22 protein-coding genes are annotated in these 26,534 nt (G+C 65.8%); 15 read left to right on the top strand and 7 right to left on the bottom strand.

The annotated features are described in order from the left end of the window. Positions 1 to 46: 46 nt before the first annotated feature. The 6 genes from BDD18_RS10850 to BDD18_RS10825 all read right to left on the bottom strand — a co-directional run bounded on the left by BDD18_RS10850 (position 47) and on the right by BDD18_RS10825 (position 5,848). The gene (locus BDD18_RS10850) at positions 47 to 1,024 is read right to left on the bottom strand and encodes a 5-oxoprolinase subunit C family protein (RefSeq protein WP_142083192.1); all 978 of its coding nucleotides are present in this window, start codon (positions 1,022 to 1,024) and stop codon (positions 47 to 49) included. A gap of 8 nt (positions 1,025 to 1,032) precedes the next feature. Next, entirely contained in the window at positions 1,033 to 1,917 is an 885-nt protein-coding gene (locus BDD18_RS10845; RefSeq protein WP_142083190.1) for a 5-oxoprolinase subunit B family protein, read from the bottom strand. A 24-nt stretch (positions 1,918 to 1,941) separates the two neighbouring features. Then, complete coding sequence (locus BDD18_RS10840; protein WP_142083189.1) at positions 1,942 to 3,306, bottom strand: acetyl-CoA carboxylase biotin carboxylase subunit; 1,365 nt, start codon at positions 3,304 to 3,306, stop codon at positions 1,942 to 1,944. Positions 3,307 to 3,317: 11 nt separating this feature from the next. Continuing rightward, on the bottom strand, positions 3,318 to 3,563 hold the full coding sequence (locus BDD18_RS10835) for an acetyl-CoA carboxylase (RefSeq protein WP_142083187.1): 246 nt from the start codon (positions 3,561 to 3,563) through the stop codon (positions 3,318 to 3,320). A gap of 42 nt (positions 3,564 to 3,605) precedes the next feature. Next, positions 3,606 to 4,391: a 5-oxoprolinase subunit PxpA gene (locus BDD18_RS10830; protein WP_142083185.1), complete on the bottom strand. Its 786-nt coding sequence runs from the start codon at positions 4,389 to 4,391 to the stop codon at positions 3,606 to 3,608. Positions 4,392 to 4,537: 146 nt separating this feature from the next. Further along, positions 4,538 to 5,848: an IS4 family transposase gene (locus BDD18_RS10825; protein WP_142083183.1), complete on the bottom strand. Its 1,311-nt coding sequence runs from the start codon at positions 5,846 to 5,848 to the stop codon at positions 4,538 to 4,540. Between the two features lie 192 nt (positions 5,849 to 6,040). Between BDD18_RS10825 and BDD18_RS10820 the strand changes: the two genes are divergently transcribed. Then, entirely contained in the window at positions 6,041 to 6,961 is a 921-nt protein-coding gene (locus tag BDD18_RS10820; RefSeq protein ID WP_142083181.1) for a LysR family transcriptional regulator, read from the top strand. On the opposite strand, the gene pdxR is transcribed toward BDD18_RS10820, so the two are convergent. Next, positions 6,909 to 8,474, bottom strand: coding sequence for a MocR-like pyridoxine biosynthesis transcription factor PdxR (gene pdxR / locus BDD18_RS10815; protein ID WP_142083179.1), 1,566 nt, complete (start codon positions 8,472 to 8,474; stop codon positions 6,909 to 6,911). The two genes, BDD18_RS10820 and pdxR, sit on opposite strands and share 53 nt — an antisense overlap. Before the next feature lie 93 nt (positions 8,475 to 8,567). Between pdxR and BDD18_RS10810 the strand changes: the two genes are divergently transcribed. From BDD18_RS10810 to BDD18_RS10745, 14 genes are all read left to right on the top strand, one after another. Beyond that, complete coding sequence (locus BDD18_RS10810) at positions 8,568 to 9,863, top strand: 4-aminobutyrate--2-oxoglutarate transaminase (protein ID WP_142083177.1); 1,296 nt, start codon at positions 8,568 to 8,570, stop codon at positions 9,861 to 9,863. Between the two features lie 5 nt (positions 9,864 to 9,868). Continuing rightward, on the top strand, positions 9,869 to 11,350 hold the full coding sequence (locus tag BDD18_RS10805) for an NAD-dependent succinate-semialdehyde dehydrogenase (protein WP_142083176.1): 1,482 nt from the start codon (positions 9,869 to 9,871) through the stop codon (positions 11,348 to 11,350). Positions 11,351 to 11,688: 338 nt separating this feature from the next. Further along, positions 11,689 to 12,411, top strand: coding sequence for a FadR/GntR family transcriptional regulator (locus BDD18_RS10800; RefSeq protein ID WP_142083174.1), 723 nt, complete (start codon positions 11,689 to 11,691; stop codon positions 12,409 to 12,411). Between the two features lie 91 nt (positions 12,412 to 12,502). Next, entirely contained in the window at positions 12,503 to 14,092 is a 1,590-nt protein-coding gene (locus BDD18_RS10795) for an ABC transporter substrate-binding protein (protein ID WP_142083172.1), read from the top strand. A 111-nt stretch (positions 14,093 to 14,203) separates the two neighbouring features. Continuing rightward, positions 14,204 to 15,193: an ABC transporter permease gene (locus BDD18_RS10790; protein WP_142083170.1), complete on the top strand. Its 990-nt coding sequence runs from the start codon at positions 14,204 to 14,206 to the stop codon at positions 15,191 to 15,193. Between the two features lies 1 nt (position 15,194). Then, complete coding sequence (locus BDD18_RS10785) at positions 15,195 to 16,034, top strand: ABC transporter permease (RefSeq protein ID WP_142083169.1); 840 nt, start codon at positions 15,195 to 15,197, stop codon at positions 16,032 to 16,034. Positions 16,035 to 16,037: 3 nt separating this feature from the next. After that, positions 16,038 to 17,699: an ABC transporter ATP-binding protein gene (locus BDD18_RS10780; protein ID WP_142083167.1), complete on the top strand. Its 1,662-nt coding sequence runs from the start codon at positions 16,038 to 16,040 to the stop codon at positions 17,697 to 17,699. Positions 17,700 to 17,712: 13 nt separating this feature from the next. Beyond that, positions 17,713 to 19,437, top strand: coding sequence for a thiamine pyrophosphate-binding protein (locus BDD18_RS10775; protein ID WP_142083166.1), 1,725 nt, complete (start codon positions 17,713 to 17,715; stop codon positions 19,435 to 19,437). A gap of 14 nt (positions 19,438 to 19,451) precedes the next feature. After that, the gene (locus BDD18_RS10770) at positions 19,452 to 20,714 is read left to right on the top strand and encodes a Zn-dependent hydrolase (RefSeq protein WP_142083164.1); all 1,263 of its coding nucleotides are present in this window, start codon (positions 19,452 to 19,454) and stop codon (positions 20,712 to 20,714) included. Then, positions 20,711 to 22,207: an aldehyde dehydrogenase gene (locus BDD18_RS10765; RefSeq protein WP_142083162.1), complete on the top strand. Its 1,497-nt coding sequence runs from the start codon at positions 20,711 to 20,713 to the stop codon at positions 22,205 to 22,207. The genes BDD18_RS10770 and BDD18_RS10765 overlap by 4 nt, the downstream gene beginning before the upstream one ends. Positions 22,208 to 22,220: 13 nt before the next feature. Further along, complete coding sequence (locus BDD18_RS10760; protein ID WP_142083161.1) at positions 22,221 to 23,150, top strand: DMT family transporter; 930 nt, start codon at positions 22,221 to 22,223, stop codon at positions 23,148 to 23,150. Next, positions 23,147 to 24,550, top strand: a complete 1,404-nt coding sequence (locus BDD18_RS10755; protein WP_142083159.1) for an FAD-binding oxidoreductase — start codon at positions 23,147 to 23,149, stop codon at positions 24,548 to 24,550. Before BDD18_RS10760 ends, BDD18_RS10755 begins: the two co-directional genes overlap by 4 nt. Next, positions 24,547 to 25,476 (top strand): 2-hydroxyacid dehydrogenase, encoded by a 930-nt coding sequence (locus BDD18_RS10750; RefSeq protein ID WP_142083158.1) that lies wholly within the window; start codon positions 24,547 to 24,549, stop codon positions 25,474 to 25,476. The genes BDD18_RS10755 and BDD18_RS10750 overlap by 4 nt, the downstream gene beginning before the upstream one ends. Before the next feature lie 25 nt (positions 25,477 to 25,501). Further along, positions 25,502 to 26,530: a histone deacetylase family protein gene (locus BDD18_RS10745; protein ID WP_142083156.1), complete on the top strand. Its 1,029-nt coding sequence runs from the start codon at positions 25,502 to 25,504 to the stop codon at positions 26,528 to 26,530. Positions 26,531 to 26,534: the final 4 nt, after the last annotated feature.

Raw genomic sequence — 26,534 nt, 5'->3', positions numbered from 1 at the left:
GGTTGGGTTGGCGATGCAGTGGGAAAACGGTGAAAAAAGGCGAGGCTTATGGCGCCAGGCGCTGGCGCACGGCCTGAAGACGATCTCGGTAGGCGGCACGTGCTTGCAGCGCCTCCTCCATGGTCACCGTGCGAAAGCGGGCCTTGTTGCCGGGTTGCATCTGGGCGATGCGATCCATGTCGGCGCTGATGACACAACCGATCATTGCGTAGCCGCCACCCGAGACAGCGTCTCGGTGCAGGATGATGGGCTCGGTGCCGCTGGGCACCTGGATGGAGCCGTAGGGGTATCCTGCATCGACGATGTTGGAAGGGTCCGAGCCGGCGCCAAAGGGCTGTTCGCGTGGCACGAACTCCAGCTTGGTGCCGTGCTTGTAGCGGTAGCCAATGCGGTCGGCTTCCGGCGCGACGCTCCAGGTGTCTGCAAAAAAGCTCTGCACAGACACCTCCTGCAGACGGTGGAAATACAGCCCTGGCAACACCCTCAGTTCCTGCGCCTTGGCTGCTTCGACGCGATCTGGCTCCGCCAGCGAGCGCCCCACCACCGGTCGCGAGCCGGGTGTTCCAACAGGCAAAACATCGTTGGCGCACAGCTTGCGGCCCTGGTATCCGCCAAACGCACCCAGCGCGTAGGTGGCGCGGCTGCCAAGGACGACCGGCACATCGATACCACCTGCGACCGCAAGATAGGCGCGCGCGCCGACCTTCATGAAACCAAATTTGAGTCGGTCACCCGCTTTGGCGTGGTGACAGGTGTGGGAATCAACGAGCTCACCGTTGAGACGAATGTCCAACTGTGCGCCTGCGACGGCGAAGTGGGTGTCGTCCTGGAATTCCAACTCGGGCGCCAGCAGCGTGAATTCCAACGTAGCCAAGTCCTCGGCATTGCCCACCAGAAGGTTGGCCACCCAATGGGCGTACTGGTCCAACGCGCCGGAGAGGGGGATGCCGAGGTGGTAGTGCCCGGGGCGTCCCAGGTCTTGCACGGTGGTCGCCAAACCAGGAGAAATCACTGAAATGCTCATAGCTAACCTCAACCGTTGAGTTGCGCCAGAAGGCTTGCGTTGTAGCCGCCGGGATCTGCCAAGAAGGCGTCCAGCGAGAACGTGACTGGTCGCTCTTTGAGCTTGAGCGTGCCCGCATCGGCTTGACGGCATGCCTCGTCGTAGCCAGCGCGGTCGATCGGCGTGTACTTGACAATGTCACCTGGCCGGAACAAGCACATGCCGTCTTGCAGGTGGGGCAGGCGCTGCAAGGGATCGAAGATGGGCACGGGTGTGACGCCAAACATCTGGTAGCCGCCTGCGCCACGGACCGAGTAGATGCAGCTGAAACATCCGCCATGACCGACCGTGAGCCGCGGCGTGTCGGTTCGCGGACGCAGGTACTTCGGTACCTCAATCTGCCGCTCGCGCTCAACCATCTGAAACAAGAAGGGCAGACCAGCAACAAACCCCACCATGGACACAAACCAGGGCGAGCCCGAATGCGCTGCGATGAAGGCGTCTACGGTGTCGTGTCCGTTGATGCGAGCCGCATACCCGATATCAGTGCCGTTGGGGTCCTGGTGGCGCTCACGGAAGCGCATCAAGGTTTCATGTGTCCAGGGATCCTGATACAGCACGGGTATCTCAATGATGCGCGTGTTCAGCTCCAGGGAGGTGCCGTCCATGCTCTCCTCGATGTCGACCAGCAGGCGCTGGACATCGTTGGGAGCGATCACGTCGGGGTCGAATCGCACCAGATAGGCCGCATTGGCAGGACAGATTTCCGTGATGCCCGGCACCTTGCGGCGACTGAGCTCGGAGGTGATGGCCATGCCCTTGAAGAAGGCTGGCAGAGACATGCTCTCAGCCACCTCGACAAACACATGTTCATCACCCCCGAACGTATAGCGGGCTTTGGGTAGTTCTCGCATCGTTGCTCCTGATTGGGACTCGGGTCAAAGAGGGTTCTGTTCGAGCCACTGCTCAAGAAAGCCTGTGTGGAACGCGGCCGCGCGGACGCTTTTGTCCTGCACCAGTCGCCGGTGCAGCGTGGCGGTGGTCGTGAGCCCCTCGGTGCGCAGCTCTTGCAGGGCACGGTCGAGGCGAGCCAATGCACCGTCGCGGTCGGTGTCATGCACGATCAACTTGCCGAGCAGCGAGTCGTAGAACGGTGGTATGCGGTAGCCGCTGTACAGCATGGTGTCGAAGCGAACGCCCATACCACCCGGTACCCGCAGTTCACCCAGTGTGGCTGGGCAGGGGGCAAAGTTGCGTGCCGGATCTTCGGCATTGATACGCACTTCGATCGCCGCGCCGCGCAGGACGATGTCCGCTTGCTTCAACCGAAGCGGCGCCCCAAAAGACACGCGGATCATCTCTTTGACCAGGTCGACTCCGGTGACCATTTCTGTCACCGGGTGCTCAACCTGGATGCGCGTGTTCATTTCGATGAAGAAGAACTCGCCCGTTTCGTCGTCGAACAGGTACTCCAGCGTGCCTGCGCCGCGGTAGGACACCGCCTTTGCAAGCCGAACCGCCGACTCGCACAAGGCCTGGCGTTGTGCCGCCGACAACGCCTGGGAGGGCGCCTCTTCCCAGACTTTTTGACGTCGGCGCTGCAACGAACACTCGCGCTCGAAACAATGGATGACCTGTTGTCCGTCGCCCAGAATCTGGACTTCAACATGGCGGGCGCGCCGTATGAACCGCTCCAAGTACACCGCGCCATTGCCAAACGCCGCCTTGGCTTCGGCCTGGGCGGTCACCATCTGCTGAGACAACTCCTGCGGGTTCTGGGCCACGCGGATGCCACGTCCGCCCCCTCCTGCAGCGGCCTTGATCATCACCGGGTAGCCAATGGTGTCGGCCAATCGGAGAGCCTCTTCGACAGATTCGAGGGTGCCCTCGCTGCCGGGCACGGTGGGTACACCTGCCTTTGCAGCCGCAGCGCGGGCCGCCGCCTTGTCGCCCATGGTGCGTATGGCCTCAGCCGAGGGCCCGACAAAAATCAGACCGGCCTGCTCGATTGCGGCCGCGAACATGGCGTTCTCAGACAAGAAGCCATAGCCAGGGTGCACGGCATGTGCGCCACAACGTTGCGCCGCCTCGAGCACGGCGGTCATGTTGAGGTAGCTCTTGCCCGCCGGGCTGGGGCCGATGTGCTCGGCGGCGTCAGCCATCTGGACGGCAAGACTCTGGGCGTCGGCGTCGCTGTACACCACCACGGTTCGCAGCCCCAACTCCCGGGCAGCACGGACGATGCGCACCGCAATTTCTCCGCGGTTGGCAACCAGCAGCGTTTTTCCTTGGAATGTGCTCACGTTGCGTACCCTCAGCCCTGCTGGATTCGAACCAACACTTGCCCAGGCTCGACCATATCGCCGTCCTCCACCAGGAAGTCGGCGACGACGCCTGCGGCGTCGGCGATGACTTCCGTGTACTGTTTCATGACCTCGATCAGACCAATGACTTCACCCTCGGCCACGGTGGCGCCCACCTCTTTGAAGCAGGGTGCGCCGGGTTCAGCTCGCCGATAAAAAGTGCCAGGCAAAGGGGAAAAGAGTTCGTGCATGCTCATGGATATCTCCTGATGGGTGTAGGTAATGGCGCCTCGGAACCGTCACATGGCCACAGGACCAAGCGCGTCTGCCAAGCTCACGACTCGAATGCCATGGGCTGCGAGTGACTGTCGGGTGGCCTGCATGATGGGCAGCGCACCGGGGGTATCGCTGTGGATGCAAACCGAGTCGAATTCGATGGCGATCTCGCCGCCTTCCACGGTACGGACCAGGCCATGCGTACAGGCGCGCACCACTTTGTCGGCCACGGCCTGGGGGTCCAGCGCACCCACCCTGCGCGTGAAGACGATCGAGCCACTTTGGTCGTAGTCCCGATCGGCATAAAACTCACGTACGACCGGGTGGCCGATTTCTTTCGCTACGCGGTGTGTGACCGACACCGCCATGCAGTAGACAGGCATGTTCGGGTCGATTTGGTGTATGGCTTGCAGCAGGGCACGCGACAAGACCTCGTCGCGGGCCACGTGCATGTAGAGTGCCCCGTGCGGCTTGACATGCTGCAGCGGCACACCGGCCAAGCGGGTGAACTCTCGCAATGCACCCACTTGGTAGATCACATCATTGAGCAGTTCTTCGGCGGACGCGTTGATGTGGCGTCGCCCGAAACCCATCAGATCGTGAAAACCTGGGTGGGCGCCGACGCCCACGCCACAGGTCTTCGCCAAATCCACCATGCGTCGCATGAGGTTGGGGTCTCCCGCATGGAACCCGGTGGCCACGTTGGCGGAGGAGATCAGCGGCATGAGCTGCTCATCGACCCCGTCGCCGATACGCCAGGGGCCAAAGCCCTCGCCCATGTCGCAGTTCAAATCGATACAAGTTTTCATTCGATGCGCCTACTTGGTCCGTGTTGGACGCGATCTTCAGCGAACACCAAACATTCAAAAAGAGCTAATTTTTCATCTATTAATATCTCTTTTTTAGATTGGTTAACTGAGAATCTTGAAAACTATCGGGTATACCCCAATGCCAGTCAGTTAAGAGCTGACTGGCATTTTTTCGTTGGGAATTTGGAAGCGCGTTTTTTGACGACCCTTGGGAAGCGGCGCCCAGTGCGGCGTGGCGGCAGCACGAAGTGTCGCGATTGCGCCAGCAGGGCTGCCAACTGTTTAGGCAAGGTGCCCGCAGAGTCTAGGCTGGGGACCGCCAGCAAGTTCACGATGGCGTAGCTGGCTGTGTGGAAGCTGATGCGCTGGGGCTCGACCTGGACGTGCGCTGCCATCTCGCGCATCCAGCGGCGCAGCAGCGTGTAGGCGATCAGCACGCCCCACAGCTCCTGGCGCACCAGCGCGGGCTGCTTGCTGCGCAGCACCGGCTCACCCTCCTGCAGGGTCTGCTTGATCTCCCGGAACCCCAACTCGATCTCCCAGCGCTGGTGGTAGAGCTCGGCCAGCTCCTGCGCCGGATGCGTGCGGGGACACAGCAAGGATGTGATGAAGCGGCGCAGCCGTCCACCCACGCTCACCTCGATCAGGCGTGCCTGCCAGTGGCTGGGCAGATGCGGGTGTGCCTTGCGCGCTTGTGGGGACACCGGCATGCGGATCAGCGCATCGCCGCACGCCAGTTGCTGGACGATCTCATGGCGCAGATTGTCCCGCGCGCGCATCAACCAGTGGCGCTGCGTACCCGCAGCCTGCCAGTCCAACAGGAACGCTGCCGAGAAGTACGCTCGGTCAAACAGGGTCACGGAGTGATCCTCGCCGCGCAACTGCGCTGCCAGGCTCAATTCGCCGCAGTCCATGGCGCCGAGCTTGGCATCAAGCATTTCGTGGCTGTGTGTGTCCATCAGGCAAGTGGCGCGGATCTGCGGCCAGGGCGAGAGGCCATGCTGGTTGCTGCAGCTGCCCAGTTCGACTCGATTCTCAGGGGTGTCCGGCGCCGACCAGACCACACCATCCACAGCCAGCACGCGCAGTGGCTGGCGCACATTCACCGCAGGACGGCTCCAGGCTTGGGTCAGTAGAGCGAATAGCTCGGCCAGAGGCTCCTCGCCCAGGCGCTGGCGGGCTTGCACGCTGACACTCGGTGCGGGCAACGCTTGTCCATCCAGACTCAAATCCAGCTGCTGCACCACCTGCCACAGTGGCCGGTCGCGAAACAGCGCCAAACCGATCACAAGCCACACGGCATGTTCGGCAGGCAGCTTGCGCCGGCGGATGGAGGCCTTGCCGCTGGTCCCCAGCGCCTGCGCGATCCAGGCAGGGTCTATCAACGCGCTGAGCTGCTCGAGGCGATCAGGTACTCGGGGCAGGGTCTGGCGCAAGGCGTTTGCAAGCAGGCTCATCAAGCAAAAAAGGGAACGTGTTGAACACGTCCCCTTTTTACTGGATCAAGCCGCCTGCGGGCTTAACTGACTGGCATTGGGGTATACCCTGATTTTTTCGCTCTGTTTTTCCAAATAAAACGGTGCTGCGATCTGAAATCTTTATTCTTGGCGCACGCATTTGTGTCAAGGCCAAACATCAAAAACCGCCACATGCTCACGTTGCGCCAACTCAAGTACTTCGTGGCCGCTGCGGAATTGGGTAAGGTGTCCGAGGCTGCCGTGCAGCTTCACATCTCCCAATCGGCAGTCACCACCGCGATCAAGGACCTGGAGGAAATGTTCGGGCAGTCCTTGTTCGACCGCAGCGTCAGCGGCGTGGAACTCACGCCTGCCGGACGCCACTTTTTGAGCCATGCCTACACCGTGCTGTCGGCAGCCGAAGAGGCCATGCGCCCACCGCCCCAAGGGATCGCGATCTCGGGCCTCTTGAGCATTGCTGCCACCTACACCGTGCTGGGCTACTTCCTGCCCAACCACTTGCAACGTTTCTCGGAGCGTTATCCGGACATCGAGATCAAGTTACAGGAACTCCAGCGCGAAGCGATCGAAGATGGGCTTGTGACAGGGCGTCACGACCTCGGTGTGCTGCTGACTGGCAACGTGACCAACGGGGAAATTGCCTGCGAAACGTTCTTTGGTTCACAGCGGCGGCTGTGGGTCCGTGCCAAACACCTGCTCCTTGACAAGCCCGAGGTCACTTTGGCAGACGTGGCCGGCGAACCCTACATCATGCTCACGGTGGACGAGGCAGCCTATTCAGCGATGCGCTACTGGGGGCGGACTGAGCACCAACCTCGGATCCGGCTGCGAACCTCATCGGTTGAGGCGGTGCGCAGCATGGTCGCCAACGGGCAGGGAGTTGCCATCTTGTCGGACATGGTCTACCGCCCATGGTCGCTGGAAGGCAAGCGCATCGAGACCATCGTCCTCAAGGGCACGGTCCCCAGCATGGCCCTGGGCCTGGCCTGGCGCAGCGGCGCTGAATTCACGCCGGCCATGCTGGCATTTCGCAACTATTTCAGGCAGCTCTACATGGACCCGTCGCACGCACTGGGCCGACAACGGGGCTGAGGTCTGGCTCCCGCAGTTCTCCAGCGATGCAACTGACCAGCGACTGGAAGGGCGCCTGCATGGCCTCTATTGGCACTGCGGCAAATCCCATCAGCAAGCCCTGTCGCTGAACTTCTGCTTCGTAATAACGCGACAGAGGCCGCACCAACACACCGGCTTCACGAGCACGATGGCTCACCAGCACATCGTTGAGGCCATCAGGCAGCGACATGACCAGGTGCAACCCCGCGTTGCTATCGAACGGATGCATCCATTCGGCACCAAGATGTTGCGTGATCAACTCCACCAAGTAGGCTCGGCGGTGGCCGTAGATCAGCCGCATCCGGCGGATGTGCGCTGCATAGTGACCACTGTCGATGAACTCAGCCAGGGCCGCCTGCGTGAGCAGGTGGCCGCCCCGGTACAGCTCCATCTGCGCCGCGCCAATGCGATCGACCAGCGCCGGCGGCAGCACCATGTAGGCGGTGCGCAGGCCCGGGTACAGCGTCTTGCTGAAGGTGCCCACGTAGATCACCGGCGCGTCGGGCATGAGGCCTTGGAGCGAGGGAATGGGCTGGCCAGCGAAACGGAATTCGCTGTCGTAGTCGTCCTCCACCACCCAGAAGCCGTGGCGGCGCGCGGCCTCCAGCAGGGCCAGGCGGCGCGACAGGGCCATGATGGGCCCCAGCGGGTACTGGTGCGAGGGCGTGACGAAGGCCAGCTTGGGCTCGCGGCCCGGCACGGGCTCCACCACCTGCATGCCATCGGCGTCCACCGCGATGGCGTCCACCTGCAATCCGTTCATGCGCAAGATGTTGCGCGTGCCCCAGTAGCCCGGGTCTTCCACCCAGGCGATGTCACCGGCATCGGCCAGCATGCGCGAGAGCAGGTCCACCGCCTGGTGAACGCCCTCGGTGATGAGGATTTGCTCTGGCTCGCACTGCACCGAGCGCACCTGCCGCAGGTACTGCGCCAGGCTGCGCTGCAGCGCCGGGTGGCCCCCGGCGGTGGCGTAGCTGCGCAGCGCGGGCGGGCCACGCCGCGCGCACTGGGCGGTGATCTGCGCAAAACGCTGCTGCGGGAATTCGGTGACGTCGGGCACGCCGGGCAGGAAGGCGCCCCACTGCACGTCGGTGGCCGACACCCGGCCCAGCAAGGCCTCGCCGCGCGCGGAAACACCCGATGGCAGCGGGGCGGGCGCGGGCGACGGCGCGCGGGTACCCACCGCCGGCGGCGTGGCGATGAAGCGGTCGGCCGACAGGTCGGCCACAAAACTGCCACTGCCGGTGCGCGACACCAGGCAGCCTTCGGCCGCCAGTTGGTCGTAGGCGTAGAGCACGGTGTTGCGCGAGACGCCCAGCTCGCCCGCCAGATCGCGCGTGGGCGGCAGCCGGGTGTGGGCGGGCAGCGTGCCGTCCAGGATGGCCTCGCGCAGGCAGGCGCACAGCAGCCGGCTGGTGGGCTGGCGTTGCGTGGCGGCCGCGCGGGCCACGGCCAGGCGCTGCAGCAGCAGGTCTCCCACAAGTGATTGCAATTGGTTCTATGAAATTAGTGAATGTGGCTCTTTAGTTTAGAACCATTCGACGCTGTAATGAAGGTCTTGTTCCACCTTTTCCCTTGCACGACCATGAGCCAGACCAACCAGCAGATCGACCAGCGCCGCCAAGCCGCCGCCCCCCGTGGCGTGGGCGTGATGTGTGACTTCTACGCCGACCGCGCCGAGAACGCCACCCTGTGGGACGTGGAAGGCCGCGCCTTCACCGACTTTGCCGCCGGCATCGCGGTGCTCAACACCGGCCACCGCCACCCCGCCGTGCTGGCCGCCATCCGCGCCCAGCTCGACCGCTTCACCCACACCGCTTATCAGATCGTTCCCTATGAAAGCGTGGTGTCGCTTGCCGAGCGCATCAACGCACGCGCACCCATCGCAGGCCCGGCCAAAACGGCCTTTTTCACCACCGGCGCCGAGGCAGTGGAAAACGCCATCAAGATCGCGCGCCGCCACACCGGCCGCTCGGGCGTGATCGCCTTTGGCGGCGCCTTCCACGGCCGCACCATGATGGGCATGGCCCTGACCGGCAAGGTCGCTCCCTACAAAATCGGTTTCGGCCCCTTCCCGGGCGAGGTCTACCACCTGCCCTTCCCGAACGCGGTCCACGGCATCACGGTGGACGACAGCCTGCACGCGCTGGAGCAGCTGTTCAAGTGCGACATCGAGGCCAGCCGCGTGGCGGCCATCATCCTGGAGCCAGTGCAGGGCGAAGGTGGCTTCAACATCGCGCCCGCCTCGCTGATGGAAGGCCTGCGCGCGGTCTGCGACCGCCACGGCATCCTGCTCATCGCCGACGAGGTGCAGACCGGCTTTGGCCGCACCGGCAAGCTGTTTGCCATGGAGTACCACAGCGTGCGCGCTGACATCATCACCATGGCCAAGAGCCTGGCCGGTGGCATGCCGCTGTCGGCCGTGTGTGGCCGCGCCGAAGTGATGGACGCACCCGCCCCCGGTGGCCTGGGCGGCACCTACGCCGGCAACCCGTTGGCCGTGGCCGCAGCCCACGCGGTGATGGACGTGATCGACAGCGAAGGCCTGCTGGAGCGCTCGGTGCGCCTGGGCGCCCAACTGCAGGGCGCTCTGAACGAATGGCGCGACAGCTGCCCCGCCATCAGCGACGTGCGTGGCCTGGGCTCCATGGTGGCGGTGGAATTCGCCGACCCCGCAAGCCGCGAACCCAGCGCAACGCTGGCCGCACGCGTGCAGAAGGAAGCCCTTGCCCGTGGCCTGCTGCTGCTGACCTGCGGCACCTACGGCAACGTGATCCGTTTCCTCTACCCGCTGACCATCCCCGACGCGCAGTTCAGCGCCGCCCTGGCCACCCTGCACGAAGCCCTGCGCGCCGCCACCGCTGAAACCATCACCGCCTGAACACCATGGACATGAAAACAAGTTCGCCGCTGGACCTGTTGCAGGACCCCAGCCTGCTCAAGACCGACGCGCTGATCAACGGCCAGTGGGTGACCGGCAGCAGCCGCTTTGACGTGCTCGACCCCGCCACCGGTTTGAAGCTCGCCGACGTGGCCAATCTCGGCCCGGCCGAGGCCGAAGCGGCCATTGCCGCCGCAGACGCCGCCTGGGCCGGTTGGAAGAACAAGACCGCCAAGGAACGCAGCACCATCCTGCGCAAGTGGTACGACCTGCTGATGGCCCACCAGGACGACCTGGGCACCATCATGACCGCCGAGCAGGGCAAACCCCTGCCCGAGGCCAAGGGCGAAGTGGCCTACGGCGCTTCGTTCGTGGAGTGGTTTGCCGAGGAAGCCAAGCGCGTCAACGGCGAAACCCTGCCCCAGTTCGACAACAACCGCCGTCTGATGGTGCTCAAGCAGCCCATCGGCGTGTGTGCGGCCATCACGCCCTGGAACTTTCCCCTGGCCATGATCACCCGCAAGGTGGCCCCGGCTTTGGCTGCGGGCTGCCCGGTGGTCATCAAGCCGGCCGAGCTGACGCCGCTGACGGCGCTTGCCGCTGGCGAGCTGGCCCTGCGTGCGGGCATCCCCGCCGGGGTGCTCAACATCGTCACCTCGGATGCGGACAACTCCATCGCCGTGGGCAAGGTGCTGTGCGCCAGCGACACCGTGCGCCACCTCTCCTTCACCGGCTCCACCGAAGTGGGCCGCATCCTGATGGCGCAGTGCGCGCCCACGGTGAAGAAGATGTCGCTCGAACTTGGCGGCAACGCGCCTTTCATCGTCTTCAACGACGCCGACATCGACAGCGCGGTGGAAGGCGCCTTTGCCAGCAAGTACCGCAACGCGGGCCAGACCTGCGTGTGCTCCAACCGCTTCTATGTGCAGGAAGGGGTGTACGACCAGTTCGTGGAGAAGTTCGCGGCCAAGGTGAAGACCGCCAAGGTGGGCAACGGCTTTGAGGACGGGGTGAACCAGGGCCCGCTGATCGAGGAAGCCGCACTGGTGAAGGTGCAGCGCCACGTGGACGACGCACTGTCCAAGGGCGGGCGGGTGGTGGCCGGGGGCAAACGCTTGGAAGGCCAGTTCTTCGAGCCCACCGTGGTGGCCGATGCGACGGCCGACATGCTGTGCGCCCGCGAGGAAACCTTTGGCCCCTTCGCACCCATCTTCAAGTTCACCACCGAGCAGGAAGCGATTGAGGCGGCCAACAACACCGAGTTTGGCCTGGCGAGCTACTTCTACAGCCGCGACATCGGGCGCATCTATCGCGTGGCCGAGGCGCTGGAGTACGGCATGGTGGGCATCAATGTGGGCATCCTCGCCACCGAGCACGTGCCTTTCGGCGGTGTCAAGCAGTCCGGCCTGGGCCGCGAGGGCTCGCATCATGGCATGGACGACTATGTCGAGATCAAGTACCTCTGCGTGGGGGATGTGCTGCGCTGAGAACCAGCCTGAGCACGACCAAGGCGCTCCAAGCGCGCTGGTCGTGCTGTTGTTGCATGGACAGCACCACCGGCGACGAGACCCGCCATGCACCACGGCCGTGCAAGCCCGCTTTTCTGGTGCACCCAGGCACAGGGCGGGCAGCCGGACACATGGACACCGAGGCAAATCGCTATACAAATTAAACACTTGCAGGAAGCATCTCGAACCAGATCGATGTGGCACAAATTTCGCTTGAGCCATCACCATGGTAGTTACCCTGATGCCCATTTCCGTTTTTTTGACTAACTTGGCCTTACCACTTGGCCACCAGGCTACTTAACTTCGCGAGCCCCTCCATGACCACTTTCCAGCCCGTCAGCGTTGCACGCCTCTATCGGGTGATTGCCAACCAGATCAAGGACAAGATCCGCGGCGGCAGCTACCGGTCCGGCGAGCGCCTGCCTGCGGAGCGCGAGCTGGCGGAGATGCTGCAGGTCAGCCGCCCTTCCGTGCGCGAAGCCTTGATTGCGTTGGAAATCGAAGGCTGGGTAGACGTGCGGGTAGGCAGTGGTGTTTACGTCACCGGTCCGGAGTCAAGGCTCCGCCTCAATGAAAACAATGCGCCCGGCGCGCCACTGTTGCTGGACGTGGGCGCCGCCGACCTGCTGCAGGCCCGCCTGCTGGTGGAGCCCCACTGCGCCGAACTCGCTGCGCGACACGCCACCGACGCGCAGCTCCAGGCCATGGAAGAAGCCACCTTGGCCTTGCCAGGCTCCGAGCAGCCGTCCAAGCACAACGACCGCCTGCATCTGCTGATCGCCGAAGCCTGCGGCAACGTCGCCCTGGCCTCCACCGTGCAGCACCTGTGGACCCTGAGCGAAAACAGCGCCATCTTCAACAAACTCAACCAGCACTTCGTGTACGGCGAGGTGTGGGAGGTGGCCCACAACGAACACCTCCCCCTGTTGCGCGCACTGAAAAAGCGCCAGCCCGCAGCGGCGCGGCGCGCCATGCGCGACCACCTCCTGGGCATCAGCAGCCGCCTCGGCCTGGACGCCAGCGAGGACAAAAACATGTGAAACACGCCTGCGCGCCCCCGGCACGTCGGCGCCCCTGCCCCATCCCCCTCTCGGCCTCGCGCCTGTCTTCTTCAACCTCCCGGAGAACCCGATGAAACACACCATGGCCCTATCCACATTTCGAAAAGCCGGTGCCGTGCTAGCCGTCACCGCCGCGCTGTTCGGCTCGGCGGCCGCATTGGCCCAGACACAAGGTGGCACGCTCACGGCCATCGTCCAGCCCGAGCCGCCCATCCTGATGCTGGGCCTGAACCAGCAAGCCCCCACGCAGTACGTGGCCGGCAAGATCTACCAAAGTCTCCTGACCTACGACGCCAAACTCACACCCCAACCGTCGCTGGCCAAGTCGTGGAAAACCTCGGCCGATGGCCTGACCTACACCTTCGAACTGCAGCGCGGTGTTAAGTGGCACGACGGCAAGCCTTTCACCGCCGCAGACGTGGTCTTCAGCGTGGACAAATTCCTGCGTGAGACCCACCCACGTGGCCGGCTGGTGATCAACAAATACATGGACACCATCACGGCGGTCAACGAGCACACCGTTGAGTTCAAGCTCAAGGAGGCCTTCTCGCCCTTCATGAGCCTCTTCGTGGTGGACAACATGCCCATGGTGCCCAAGCACATCTACGACGGCACCGACTACCGCACCAACCCAGCGAACCAGACGCCCATCGGCACCGGTCCCTTCAAGTTCAAGGAATGGAAAAAAGGTTCACACATCGTGCTGACCCGCAACCCCGACTACTGGAAGAAGGGTCAGCCCTATCTGGACGAGATCGTTTTCCGCGTCATCCCCGATGCGGCCTCGCGTTCCGTGGCCTTTGAAAAGGGCGACGTGCAACTGCTGCGAGGCGGCGACGTGGACAACGTGGACGTCAAGCGCCTGCGCGCCCTGCCCAACGTCGAGATGACGACCAAGGGCTGGGAGATGTACGCGCCGTTGGCCTTCATGAGCATGAACCAGCGCAAGCCCCCGTTCGACAACGTGAAGGTGCGCCAGGCGGTGATGCACGCGATCAACCGCAAGTTCATCGTGGACAACATCTTCTTCGGCATGGGCAAGATCGCCACCAGCCCCATTGCCTCGACCACGCTGTACCACGAGAAAAACCTGCCGCAGTACGCCTACGACCTGAAGAAGGCCCGCGCGCTGATCCAGGAATCGGGCGTCAACGTCGGCGCCACGCCGGTCAAGCTGCTGTCCTTCCCCTACGGTTCGGCCTGGGAACGACTGGCCGAGTACACCAAACAGAGCCTGGAACAGATCGGCTTCAAGGTGCAGATCGATCCGGCCGATGCCGGTGGCTGGGCCAAACGCTCTGGCGAGTTCGACTTCGACATCACCTTCAACTTCACCTACCAGTACGGTGACCCGGCACTGGGTGTGGCTCGCCACTTCCTGTCGACCAACTCGATCAAAGGTTCGCCCTTCGTCAACAACCAGGGCTACAAGAACCAGAAGGTCGATGAGTTGTTCGCCACAGCGGCCGCCGCACGCACGCCCGAACTTCGCCAGAAGCTGTACACCGAAGTGCAGACCATTCTGATGAACGAAGTGGCCAACGGAGTGCTGTTCGAAATCGAATACGCCACCTTCTATCCCAAGAACGTGAAGAACCTGGTGAAGACCGGCATCGGCCTGAACGAGACCTTCGACGACGTCTACATCGAGAAGAAGTAAGCCCCCGACGGCCCGCCACGCGCGGGCCCCCTCTCCCGATCGCAGCTCCCGGCCGCGCGTTGCGCGCGCGGCCCGGGTCAAGCTGCGCCTTGCACACCGAGGCGCTGTAACGTGAAACTGATCTCTTTCCTCATTGCCAGACTGGGCAAGGCCTTCTTCGTCATCCTGGGCGTGGTGGTCTTCAACTTTCTGCTCATCCGCCTGGCCCCAGGCGACCCCGCGGCCATCATGGCGGGCGAGGCGGCTTCGTCCGACCCCGCCTACCTGGAACAACTGCGCCAGCAGTTCGGCTTTGACCAGCCGCTGTGGATACAGTTGTGGCTCTACGTCAAAGGCATCCTCCAGCTGGACCTGGGCTTTTCCTACCGCAACAACCTGCCCGTGCTCGACCTCATCGCCGAGCGCCTGCCCGCCACGCTGCTGCTGATGGCACTGGCCTTCATTTTCTCGCTTCTGGTGGGTGGTTTGCTGGGTGTGTTCGCCGCGCGCAGCCGCTACACCAACCGCCACACCTGGCTGGACAGCCTGATCATGTCCGTCTCGCTGATCTTCTACGCCACACCCCTGTTCTGGTTGTCGCTGCTGATGGTCATCCTGTTCTCCGTCACCCTGGGCTGGTTGCCGGCCTTTGGCATGGAAAGCGTGGGCGCCGGCCTCACTGGCTGGGACCGCATCGCCGACATCAGCGCTCACCTGGTGCTGCCCGTGGTGTCGCTCGGCTGCTTCTTCATGGCCGTGTACGCCCGCCTGGCACGAGCGTCGATGTTGGAAGTGATGGGCATGGACTTCATCAAGACCGCGCGCGCCAAAGGCGTGCCTGCCGGCCAGGTGATCCGTCGCCACGTCATGCGCAACGCCATGCTGCCGGTGGTCACCTTCGCCGGGATCCAGCTCGGCCAGATGGCCGGCGGCGCGGTGCTAGCTGAAACCGTCTTCGGCTGGCCCGGCATCGGCCGCCTCATGTTCGACGCACTCATGCAACGTGACTACCAGCTGTTGCTGGGCGTGTTCCTGGTGACTTCCACCATGGTCGTGCTGTTCAACCTCATCACCGACCTGGTCTACCGCCTGGTCGATCCCCGCATCGAATTGGGAGCTTGAGATGAAAAAATTCATGCACCGTTTTGCCGCCAACAAAGGCGCGCTGTTGGGCCTGGTCATCCTGTGCCTGGTGATCCTCACGGCCTTGTTGTGCTCGGTCTGGTACGAGGAGTCGCCCTGGTCCATGGTGGCCGAGCCCCTGCTCAAACCCCTGAGCAACGCCGACTACCCGCTGGGCACCGACATGCTGGGCCGCGACCTCGGCGCCGGCCTGGCCTACGGCGCGCGCGTGTCGCTGCTGGTGGGTGTGGTGTCCACGCTGGTGGCGGTGGTCTTCGGCATCCTCATCGGCGCCCTGGCCGGCTTTTACGGCGGACGCACCGACGACCTGCTGATGCGCTTCACCGAGTTCTTCCAAACCATCCCGCAGCTCGCCATGGCCGTGGTGCTGGTGGCCATCTTCACGCCGTCCATCTACTCCATCGTGGGCGCCATCGCCATCGTCTCGTGGCCGCCCGTGGCACGCCTGGTGCGCAGCGAGTTCCTCTCGCTCAAGCAGCGCGAATTCGTGCAGGCGGCCATCGTCATCGGCCAGAAGCCGGCGCGCATCATCTTCACGCAAATCCTGCCCAACGCCATGTCGCCCATCATCGTGACGGCCTCGCTGATGATCGCCACCGCCATCCTCACCGAGTCCTCGTTGTCCTTCCTGGGCCTGGGCGACCGCAACCTCATGAGCTGGGGTTTCATGATCGGCGCCGCGCGCACCATGCTGCGCGAAGCACCGCTGATGAGCGTGTTGCCCGGCATCGCCATCCTGCTCACCGTGTTGGCCATCAACCTCATCGGTGAAGGCTTAAACGACGCCATGAACCCACAACTGCGCAAGCGGGGGGAATGAACCATGACCAGCTCTCCGTCCCCAACCGCCACCGACACCCCCTTGCTGCGCATCGAGCAGCTGACCGTGGCCCTGCCCACCGGGGGTGACCGCGCGCACGCCGTCAAGGACCTGTCCTTCGACCTGCGCGCCGGCGAAATCCTGTGCATCGTGGGCGAGTCCGGCTCGGGCAAGTCCATCAGCGCCAACGCCATCATGGGCCTGCTGCCCAGCTACCTCAAGCCACAGGCCGGGCGCATCCTGTTCAAGGGGCGCGACCTGCTGCAGCTGCGCGAAGATGAGTTGCTGGCACTGCGCGGCAAAGACATCGGCATGGTGTTCCAGGAACCCATGTCGGCCCTCAACCCGCTGATGCGCGTAGGCGACCAGATCGCCGAGGTGCTCGCCGTGCACGGCGCCTACCCCGGTCCGGCGCGCCAGCAGCGCGTGCTGGAGCTGCTGCATTTCGTGGGCCTGCCCGACCCGTCCACGCTCCAGCATGCCTACCCCTTCCGCCTTTCGGGCGGCCAGCGCCAGCGCGTGATGATCGCCATGGCGCTGGCGCTCGAGCCGGCCATCCTGATCGCCGACGAGCCCACCACGGCGCTGGACGTGACCACCCAGGCGCAAATCCTGTCGCTGATCAAGCGCATCCAGGCCAGCATGGGCATGGGCGTGATGTTCATCACCCACGACTTCGGCGTGGTAGCCGACATCGCCGACCGCGTGGCGGTGATGGAAAAAGGCGTGCTGGTAGAACAGGGCACAGCCGAGCAGGTGCTCAACCGCCCGCAACACCCCTACACCCAGCGCCTCATCGCCGCCGTGCCACACCGCGACGGAAACCTCGCCGCCGAAGAAGCCAATACCGACCCCGTGGTGCTGGAGGTGAAAGACCTGCTCAAGACCTACGTCACCGAGCGGGGCCTGTTCGTGCGCAAGCGCGTGGTCCACGCGGTGGACGGTGTGAGCTTCCAGGTGCGCCGGGGCCAGACCCTGGGGATCGTCGGTGAGTCGGGTTCGGGCAAGTCCACCATTGGCAAATGCCTGCTCCGCCTGACCGATATCGACGGTGGTGAACTCATCTTCAACGGCACCGACATCGCCCCGCTGACGCAAGCGCAGTTCCGGCCCATGCGCCAGCAGTTGCAGATGATTTTCCAGGACCCGTTCGCCTCGCTCAACCCGCGCCACACCGTGGGCCGCAGCATCACCGACGGCCCGGTGGCCAACGGCGTGCCCTACGCCGAGGCCGAGCGCAAGGCACGCGAACTGCTGCGCCTGGTGGAGCTGGACGAGTCCGCCTTCGACCGCTACCCCAACGCCTTTTCAGGTGGCCAGCGCCAGCGCATCGGTATCGCCCGCGCCCTGGCGCTGGAGCCCCAACTGCTGGTGGCCGACGAGTCGGTGTCGGCACTCGACGTCTCGGTGCAGGCCCAGGTGCTCCAGCTCCTGCAAGACATCCAGCAGCGCCTGAACCTGGCCATGATCTTCATCACCCACGACCTGCGCGTGGCGGCCCAGGTCTGCCACCAGATCGTCGTCATGCACAAGGGCCGCATCGTCGAACACGGCACACCCGCCGAAGTGTTTGACCGCCCGCAGAACGAATACACGCAGCGCCTCATCGCCGCCATCCCCGGCAAACACTGGAGCCCCGTCGGCGCCAGCGTTGCCCTTGCCTGAAGCCATCTTCCACATGTCCCCAAGCCAAACCCTCCCGGCCGCACGCAACGGCGGTCAGATCCTCGTCCAGCAGCTGCGCCACCACGGCGCGCGCCGCGTTTTCCTGGTGCCCGGCGAAAGCTACCTGCCCTGCATCGACGCGCTCAACGAACACCAGGACGCCATCCAGGCCGTGGTCTGCCGCCAGGAAAGCGGCGCCGCCTACATGGCCGAGGCGCACGGCAAGCTCACCGGCGAGCCCGGCATCTGTTTCGTCACCCGCGGCCCCGGCGCCACCAACGCCAGCATCGGCGTGCACACCGCCTTCCAGGACTCCACCCCCATGATCCTGTTCGTGGGCCAGGTGGGCAACGACTTCTACGAACGCGAAGCCTTCCAGGAAATCGACTACCGCCGCATGTTTGGCCAGATGGCCAAGTGGGTGGCGCAGATCGACCGCACCGACCGCATTCCCGAGTACATCGCCCGCGCCTTCAGCGTGGCCACCAGCGGGCGGCCTGGCCCGGTGGTGCTGGCCCTGCCCGAAGACACGCTCTGGGGCACGGCCCAGGTGCCCGACCTGCCGCGCTACACCCGCGTGCTGACGCGGCCTGGCGCGGCCGATCTGGAGGCACTGCGCGAACGCCTCGAAGCCGCCAGCAACCCCTTCCTGCTGGTGGGTGGCAGCGGCTGGACGGCCGAGGCCCTGGCCCAGGTGCAGGTTTTTGCCGAACGCTTTGACCTGCCGGTGGGCGTGTCGTGGCGGCGGCTGGAATGCTTCGACCAGCGGCACCCCAACTTTGCCGGCCACGTGGGCTGGGGCATGCACGACGACCTGCGCCAGCGCGTGCGCAACGCCGACCTGCTGCTGACCCTGGGGGCGCGCCTGGGCGAGGCCACCACCGAGGGCTACAGCGTGGTCGAAAGCCCGCGCCCGCGCCAACAGCTCATCCACGTGCACGCCGACCCCAGCGAGCTGGGCCGCGTGTTCCAGCCCGCGCAAGCCATTTGTGCCAGCAACGCCGGCATGGCCCATGCCCTGGCCAGCCTGCAACCCACGCGTGCGCCCGTCTGGAGCGCCCACACCCGCGCCGCCAACGCCGCCTACCGCGCCACGCTGGCACCCCTGCCCTCGCCCAGCGCCATGAGCCTGGACCAGGCCGCCTGCCACGTGAACACCGTGTTGCCGGCCGATGCCTGCATCACAGTGGGCGCCGGCAACTACGCGCTCTACCCACACCGCTACCGCCAGTTCAAGGGCATTGGCAGCTCGCTCGCGCCCACGGTGGGCAGCATGGGCTACGGCCTGCCGGCGGCCATCGCCGCCAAGCTGGAAGACCCGCAGCGCCCGGTGGTCTGCTACGCCGGCGACGGCTGCTTCCAGATGAACCTGCAGGAGCTGGGCGTGGCCATGCAGTACCGCCTGGGCATCGTGGTGCTGGTGTTCAACAACGGCATGTGGGGCACCATCCGTGCCCACCAGGAACGCGAGTTCCCCGGCCGCACCATCGCGTTGACCTTCGACAACCCGGACTTCGCCCACCTGGTCGGCGCCTACCGGGGCCACGGCGAGGTGGTGAGCGACAACGCGCACTTCGAAGCCGCCTTCGCCCGCGCCCTCGCCTTTGCCGAACGCGAACGGCTGCCGGCCCTCGTCGAGATCCGCTACGACGCCGACGGCATCGCCCCCGGCGAAACCCTCTCCGCCATCCGTGCCCGCGCGCAGCAGCTGCAGCGCGAACGTGCAACCGCTCTCTGATCACTTCTCACACCATGTCAGACACCTCTTTGCAGATCAACGGCCAGCGCCTCTGGCAGTCGCTGATGGACCTAGCCCGCGTGGGCGCCACCGAACAGGGGGGCAACTGCCGCCTCGCCCTCACCGCCCTGGACGGCCAAGGCCGCGACCTCGTGGTGGGCTGGATGAAAGATGCCGGCCTGAGCGTGAGCGTGGACCAGGTGGGCAACATCTTTGGCCGCCGAGCGGGGCGCAACCCCGCGCTGCCTCCGGTAATGACCGGCAGCCACATCGACACCCAGCCCACCGGCGGCAAGTTCGACGGCTGCTACGGCGTCATGGCCGGGCTGGAAATCATGCGCACGCTCAACGACCAGGGCCTGCAGACCGAAGCCCCGCTGGAGCTGGCCATCTGGACCAACGAAGAAGGCTCGCGTTTTGTGCCGGTGATGATGGGCTCGGGCGTGTTCGCCGGCAAGTTCCCGCTGGCAACCGCGCTGGACGCGACCGACATGACCGGCAAGCGCGTGCGCGACGAGCTGCAGGCCATTGGCTACGCCGGCACGTTGCCGGTGGGCGGGCGCCCGCTGGGCGCTTACTTCGAGGCCCACATCGAACAAGGGCCCATCCTGGAAGCCCAGGACAAGGTGATCGGGGTGGTGACCGGTTCGCTCGGCCTGCGCTGGTACGACGTGAACGTGACCGGCATGGAAATGCACGCCGGCCCCACCCCCATGTCGGTGCGGCAGGACGCGCTGTTTGCCGCCACCCACCTGATGCAGGAGGTCATCCACATCGCCCGCGACCACCAGCCCCACGGCCGTGGCACGGTGGGCGTGGTGCAGGTGCATCCCGGCTCGCGCAACGTGATCCCGGGCAAGGTGCACTTCACCGCCGACCTGCGCCACGAAGACGCCGCCACGCTCGCGCGCATGGACCAGCGCTGGCGCCAGGCCTGCGCCGAGGCGGGTGAGCGTTTCGGCGTGAAGGTGGAGCTGATCGACGTGCAGCACTTCCCGCCCACCCCCTTTGCCGCGCCGCTGGTGCAGCACATCCGCGAGCAGGCGCAGCGCGCCGGCTATTCGCACATGGACATCGTCACCGGCGCCGGCCACGACGCGGTCTACATCGCCGAGGTGGCGCCCACCGCCATGATCTTCGTGCCCTGCAAGGACGGCATCAGCCACAACGAAATCGAGGACGCCCAACCGGCCCACCTGGAGGCCGGCGCCAACGTGCTGTTGGGTGCCATGCTGCAAGCCGCAGGCCTGCATCAAGCGGCCGAGGTGGCGGCATGAGCGCGGCCACCCTCGCCACCTGGCAGGCCCGCGCCAGCGCGCTTCGGCTGCGCCACCAGGCCTTCATCGACGGCCAGTTCGTGGACGCCCAAGGCGGGCACACCTTTGCCACCCTCAACCCCGCCAACGGCCAAAAGCTGGCCGACGTGGCGGCCTGCCAGCCGGCCGACGTGGACCGCGCGGTGGTGGCCGCGCGCCGCGCTTTCGAGGCGGGCGTGTGGGCACAACAGCACCCACGCGAACGCAAGCGCGTGCTGCTGCGCCTGGCCGCCCTGATCGAGCGACACACCGAGGAACTGGCCCTGCTGGAAACACTGGACATGGGCAAGCCCATCAGCGACGCCCTGGCCTACGACCTGCCGGAAACGGCCAAGTGTTTCGCCTGGTACGCCGAGGCCATCGACAAGCAGTACGACGAAATTGCCCCCACCGGCCCCGACGCCCTGGCCACCATCACCCGCGAACCGGTGGGTGTGGTGGCCGCCGTGGTGCCGTGGAACTACCCGCTCATGATGGCCTCGTGGAAGATGGCCCCCGCGCTCGCGGCGGGCAACAGCGTGCTGCTCAAGCCGGCCGAACAGTCGCCGCTGAGCGCGCTGCGTTTGGCCGAGTTGACGGCCGAGGCCGGTATCCCGCCCGGCGTGTTCAACGTGCTGCCCGGCCTCGGGCCGGTCACCGGGCAAGCACTGGGCCTACACATGGACGTGGACTGCCTGGCCTTCACCGGCTCCACCGCCACCGGCAAGCGCTTCATGGCCTACGCCAGCGAGTCCAACCTCAAGCGAGTGTGGCTGGAGTGTGGCGGCAAGTCGCCGCACATCGTGTTCGACGACTGCCCCGACCTGGACAAGGCCGCGCAGGCGGCGGCCGTGGGCATCTTCTCCAACCAGGGCGAGATCTGCATCGCCGGCTCGCGCCTGTACGTGCAAGACGGCATCTACGACCAGTTCATGGCCAAGGTGGCGCAGTGTGCGCAAGGCATGCGCCCGGGCGACCCGCTGGACCCGGCCACCACCATGGGTGCCATCGTCGATGAGAACCAAATGCGCCGCGTGCTGGGCTACATCGCCACCGGCCTGAGCGAGGGTGCCACGCTGCGCACCGGCGGCCAGCAAGCCCACACGGCCAGCGGCGGCTATTACGTCGAGCCCACCATCTTCGACTGCCCGCGCCAGGCCATGCGCATCGTCAACGAAGAGATCTTCGGCCCGGTGCTGGCGGCGCAGCGCTTCCACACCGAAGACGAGGCCGTGGCCCTGGCCAACGACTCGCCCTACGGCCTGGGCGCCGGCCTGTGGACCGCGCAACTGGCGCGCGCCCACCGCGTGTCGCGGCGGCTGCGGGCTGGGCTGGTGTGGGTCAACTGCTACTTCGACGGCGACATCACCGTACCTTTTGGTGGCGTCAAGCAGTCCGGTTTCGGCCGCGACAAATCGCTGCATGCGCTCGACAAGTACAGCGACTTCAAGACCACCTGGATCAACCTGCTCTGATCAGCCCGGCCCCATGACCTCCACCCCGGCCGGCCAGGCGCCCGCCCACACCCTCTGGCTGCAGGCCTGTGGCATCTTCTTGTGTGCCATCGTGGCCCTGGCCACGCTGGACATGCTGGCCAAAGACCTGGTGGCGCGCCACCCGGCGCCGCTAGTCAACCTGGTGCGCTACGGCACCGTGTTGCTGATGGCGGTGGTGCTCATGCACCGCCGGGGCACGCGCTGGCGTTTGCCGGCAGCGCACCGCCGCACGGTGCTGTGGCGCGGCGTCATGCTGGGCACGGTGGGGGTGACCTTCATGCAGGCCCTGCACACCATGCCGCTGGCCGAGGCCACGGCCATCTACTTCCTGTCGCCGCTCATCATCGTGGCCCTCTCGCCCTGGCTGCTGGGCGAAGAGGTGCGCGCCCCGCAGGCGGCGGCGGTGGTGGCGGGTTTTGTGGGCATGCTGCTCATCGTGCGCCCCGGTGGCGCCCTGCCCCTGGTGGGCACGGTGCTGATGCTGCTGGCGGCCGGCGCCTACGCCATGCTGCAAATCCTCACGCGCCGGCTGGCGGGCAAGGTCAGCATGGAGCAGCAGTTCGCCTGGACCGCGCTGATCTGCACCGTGATGACGGTCTTGTCCCTGCCCACCGCCGGCCACCTGGATTGGCCCGGGGCACGCGACCTGGCACTGATGGCCACGGTGGGTGCGCTCAGCGGCATCGGCCAGTACCTGCTGATCGAAGCCTTCCAAAAAGTGCCGGCCTCGTCGCTGGCGCCCTTCAACTACTTCCACCTGCTGCTGGCGGTGGTGTTCAGCGTGCTGGTGTTTGGCCAGCGGCCCGACGCCATCGCCCTGCTGGGCATCGCCGTCATCGGCTGCGCCGGCCTGGCCCTGACGCTGCCCGTGTTCCGCGCCCAATGGCTGGCCATACTGGCCGCCCGCCAGGCCCACCGATGAACCCTTCTTCCCCCATGACCGCTCTGCTCGACGAACTGGCCTTGGCCGTGGGCCCCGCCCACGTGCTCACGGGTGATGCCATCCCCCCCCAACACTGCACCGATTGGTTCAACGCCCACACCCACCGGCCACTGGCCCTCGTGCGCCCTGGCACCCCTGACGAGGTGGCCCGCGTGATGGCGATTTGCCACCGACACCGCCAACCCGTCACGCCCCAGGGCGGGCTCACCGGCCTGGTGGCGGGCGCCACCCCGAACGAAGGCGACGTCGCCTTGTCGTTGGCGCGCCTGAACGGCGTGGAAGAGATCGACCCCGCCGCCGGCACCCTCACCGTGCTGGCCGGCACGCCGCTGCAGACCGCGCAGGAAGCGGCGCGCGCCGCCGGCCTGCTGCTGGCGGTGGACCTGGGCGCGCGTGGCTCCTGCCAGGTGGGCGGCAACATCGCCACCAACGCGGGTGGCAACCGGGTGATCCGCTACGGCATGTTCCGCGACCAGGTGCTGGGCCTGGAGGCCGTGCTGGCCGACGGCAGCGTGGTGGGCGGCCTCAACAAGATGCTCAAGAACAACGCCGGCTACGACCTCAAGCACCTGTTCATCGGGTCGGAAGGCACGCTGGGCATCGTCACGCGTGCCGTGTTGCGCCTGCACCCGCTGCCCCAAAGCTGCCACACCGCCTGGTGCACCCTGCCCAACCACGACACCGTGGTGCGCTTCCTGCGCCACGCGCAGGCGGCGCTGGGCGGCACGCTGTCGGCCTTCGAGGTCATGTGGCCCGACTTCCACGAACTGGTGACCACCCGCGTGCCCGACATGCGCTCACCCGTGGCGGCACAAGGCCTGCAGGTGCTGATCGAGATGGAAGGCAGCGACACCGAACGCGACATGGCCATGTTCTCGTCCATGCTGGAAGCCGCCTTTGAACAAGGTTGGTTGCTGGACGCGGCCATCGCCCAGTCGCTCAAGGAACGCGAGTCCTTCTGGCGCCTGCGCGACGCGGTGTCGGAATTCCCGCTGATGTGGTCGCCCTACTGTGGCTACGACGTCAGCCTGCCCATTGGCAACCTGGGCCGCTTTGTGGACGAACTGCAGGCCGCCCTGCGCGAACGTTTCCCGCCATGTGAACACGTGCACTTTGGCCACGTGGGCGACAGCAACATCCACGTGGGCGTGCACGTGGCCGCCGCCCATGGCCCCTTCCCCGAGGCCGAGATCGACGCCTGTGTGTATGGCGTGCTGCGCCGCTACGGCGGTTCGGTGTCGGCCGAACACGGCATTGGCCAACACAAGAAGGCCTACCTCGGACATTCGCGCACACCTCAAGAGCTGGCGCTGATGCACACGCTCAAGCAGGCCCTGGACCCCCACAAGCTCCTCAACCCTGGCAAGGTGCTGGCATGACCACCGTTTTTTTCCACAGCGACCTGGACGACCCCAACGCCTGGCGCGACACCCTTCAGGCCGCGCTGCCCGACGTGCACTTCATCGTGGGCCCACAGTGCGAGACCCCGGAGGCCGTGGACGTGGCCCTGGTGTGGACACCACCACCCCAAGGCCTGCGCGCTTTTCCCCGGCTGCGCGCCGTGCTGTCGCTGGGCGCGGGTGTGGACCAGTTGCGCCTGGCCGATCTGGACCCGCGCATCCCCGTGGCGCGCCTGATCGACCCCACGCTCACGCAGCGCATGGTCGAGTACTGCCAGGCGGCGGTGCTGTACTTCCACCGCCACCTGCACCTGCACGCCCGCCACCAGGCCGCGCGCGAGTGGCAGTTCATCCCCCCCGTGAGCGCCGCCGCCCGGCAGGTGCTGGTGCTGGGCCTGGGCGAGCTGGGCTCGGCCGTGGCCGGTGCCCTGGCGCAACAAGGTTTCCAGGTCACGGGCTGGAGCCGCAGCCCCAAACAACTGCCCGGCGTGGACTGCCGCCACGGCGAGGCGGCGTTGAACGAAGCCCTGGGGCGCTGCGACGTGCTCATCAACCTGCTGCCCCTCACGCCCCAGACGACCGGTGTGCTCAACCGGGATCTGTTCGCGCGCCTGCGGCCCCAGGCCTGCCTGGTGCAAGTGGGCCGGGGAGGTCATCTGGTGGAGGCCGACCTGCTGGCCGCGCTCGACGCAGGCCAACTGGCCGGCGCCTTCATCGACGTGTTTGGCGTGGAGCCCCTGCCCGCCGAGCACCCTTTCTGGGCCCACCCGGCACTGCGGCTCACGCCCCACGTCGCCTCGCTCAGCGACCCGGTGCAGTCCGCTGCCACCGTCATCGACAACATCGGCCGCGCGATGCGGGGCGAGCCTCTGCGCCACGCCATCGATCGCTCGGCCGGCTACTGACCCCACCGCCATTTGAGGAATCCACATGAAAACCTTTTTTGCCCCCGAACAGCTGCTGCACCACCCCCAGACCTACCTCTCACGTGGCCAGATGCGCAAACCCCAGGAGGTGCCCGACCGCGCCCTGGCCATCCTGCGTGGCCTGGGCGCGCTGGGTCTGGAAGCCAGGCGCCCCGCCGACCACGGCATGGCGCCCCTGCAGGCCGTGCACAGCGTGCCCTACTTGCGATTCCTCGAAAACGCGCACGCGGAGTGGAAGAAGATGCCAGCCGACTGGGGCAACGAAGTGATGTCCAACATCTTCGTGCGCGAGCCCAACGCCTTGCGCGGCATCCTCGCGCAAGCGGCGGCCTACCTGGCCGACGGCAGTTGCCCGGTGGGTGAGTTCACCTGGCGTTCGGCCTACTGGGCCGCCCAGTGCGCCGTGGCCGCCACCGACGTGGTGCTGGCCGGCGAGCGCCACAGCTACGCCCTGTGCCGCCCACCCGGTCACCACGCGCGCGAGGCCGCCGCCGGTGGCTTCTGCTACCTCAACAACGCCGCCATCGCCGCCCAGCACCTGCGCCAGAAACACGCCCGTGTGGCGGTGTTTGATGCCGACATGCACCATGGCCAGGGCATTCAGGAAATCTTCTACGAACGCGACGACGTGCTCTACGTTTCCATCCACGGCGACCCGACCAACTTCTACCCCGGCGTGGCCGGCTTTGCCGACGAAACGGGTGCAGGTGCCGGCCTTGGCTTCAACATCAACCTGCCCATGCCCCACGGCGCGTCGGAGTCCGTGTTCTTTGAGCAGGTGGAGCAGGCCCTCAAAGCCATCCGCGCCTTCCAGCCCGACGCCCTGGTGTTCTCGCTCGGCTTCGACATCTACGAGCACGACCCTCAATCCCAGGTAGCCGTCAGCAGCGCCGGTTTTCACCGCCTCGGCCAGGCCGTGACCGGTCTGGGCCTGCCAACCGTGTACGTACAGGAAGGCGGCTACCACCTCGACGCGCTGGCCCACAACACCGAGCAGTTCTTCAGCGGTGTGCTCCAACGGCCCGCCCCTTGACCCT

The organism is Acidovorax temperans, assembly GCF_006716905.1.
Lineage (GTDB): Bacteria > Pseudomonadota > Gammaproteobacteria > Burkholderiales > Burkholderiaceae_C > Acidovorax > Acidovorax temperans.
This window is presented reverse-complemented; position numbering and strand designations above follow the sequence as displayed.

Bases quoted from the DNA above. Each gene is read 5' to 3' on its own strand.
- BDD18_RS10825 (WP_142083183.1), bottom strand. From the start codon at position 5,848: ATGAGCCTGCTTGCAAACGCCTTGCGCCAGACCCTGCCCCGAGTACCT.
- BDD18_RS10845 (WP_142083190.1), bottom strand. From the start codon at position 1,917: ATGCGAGAACTACCCAAAGCCCGCTATACGTTCGGGGGTGATGAACAT.
- BDD18_RS10800 (WP_142083174.1), top strand. From the start codon at position 11,689: ATGACCACTTTCCAGCCCGTCAGCGTTGCACGCCTCTATCGGGTGATT.
- BDD18_RS10760 (WP_142083161.1), top strand. From the start codon at position 22,221: ATGACCTCCACCCCGGCCGGCCAGGCGCCCGCCCACACCCTCTGGCTG.
- BDD18_RS10850 (WP_142083192.1), bottom strand. From the start codon at position 1,024: ATGAGCATTTCAGTGATTTCTCCTGGTTTGGCGACCACCGTGCAAGAC.
- BDD18_RS10775 (WP_142083166.1), top strand. From the start codon at position 17,713: ATGTCCCCAAGCCAAACCCTCCCGGCCGCACGCAACGGCGGTCAGATC.
- BDD18_RS10785 (WP_142083169.1), top strand. From the start codon at position 15,195: ATGAAAAAATTCATGCACCGTTTTGCCGCCAACAAAGGCGCGCTGTTG.
- BDD18_RS10770 (WP_142083164.1), top strand. From the start codon at position 19,452: ATGTCAGACACCTCTTTGCAGATCAACGGCCAGCGCCTCTGGCAGTCG.
- BDD18_RS10805 (WP_142083176.1), top strand. From the start codon at position 9,869: ATGGACATGAAAACAAGTTCGCCGCTGGACCTGTTGCAGGACCCCAGC.
- BDD18_RS10755 (WP_142083159.1), top strand. From the start codon at position 23,147: ATGAACCCTTCTTCCCCCATGACCGCTCTGCTCGACGAACTGGCCTTG.
- BDD18_RS10830 (WP_142083185.1), bottom strand. From the start codon at position 4,391: ATGAAAACTTGTATCGATTTGAACTGCGACATGGGCGAGGGCTTTGGC.
- BDD18_RS10765 (WP_142083162.1), top strand. From the start codon at position 20,711: ATGAGCGCGGCCACCCTCGCCACCTGGCAGGCCCGCGCCAGCGCGCTT.
- BDD18_RS10745 (WP_142083156.1), top strand. From the start codon at position 25,502: ATGAAAACCTTTTTTGCCCCCGAACAGCTGCTGCACCACCCCCAGACC.
- BDD18_RS10835 (WP_142083187.1), bottom strand. From the start codon at position 3,563: ATGAGCATGCACGAACTCTTTTCCCCTTTGCCTGGCACTTTTTATCGG.
- BDD18_RS10810 (WP_142083177.1), top strand. From the start codon at position 8,568: ATGAGCCAGACCAACCAGCAGATCGACCAGCGCCGCCAAGCCGCCGCC.
- BDD18_RS10780 (WP_142083167.1), top strand. From the start codon at position 16,038: ATGACCAGCTCTCCGTCCCCAACCGCCACCGACACCCCCTTGCTGCGC.
- BDD18_RS10750 (WP_142083158.1), top strand. From the start codon at position 24,547: ATGACCACCGTTTTTTTCCACAGCGACCTGGACGACCCCAACGCCTGG.
- BDD18_RS10820 (WP_142083181.1), top strand. From the start codon at position 6,041: ATGCTCACGTTGCGCCAACTCAAGTACTTCGTGGCCGCTGCGGAATTG.
- BDD18_RS10795 (WP_142083172.1), top strand. From the start codon at position 12,503: ATGAAACACACCATGGCCCTATCCACATTTCGAAAAGCCGGTGCCGTG.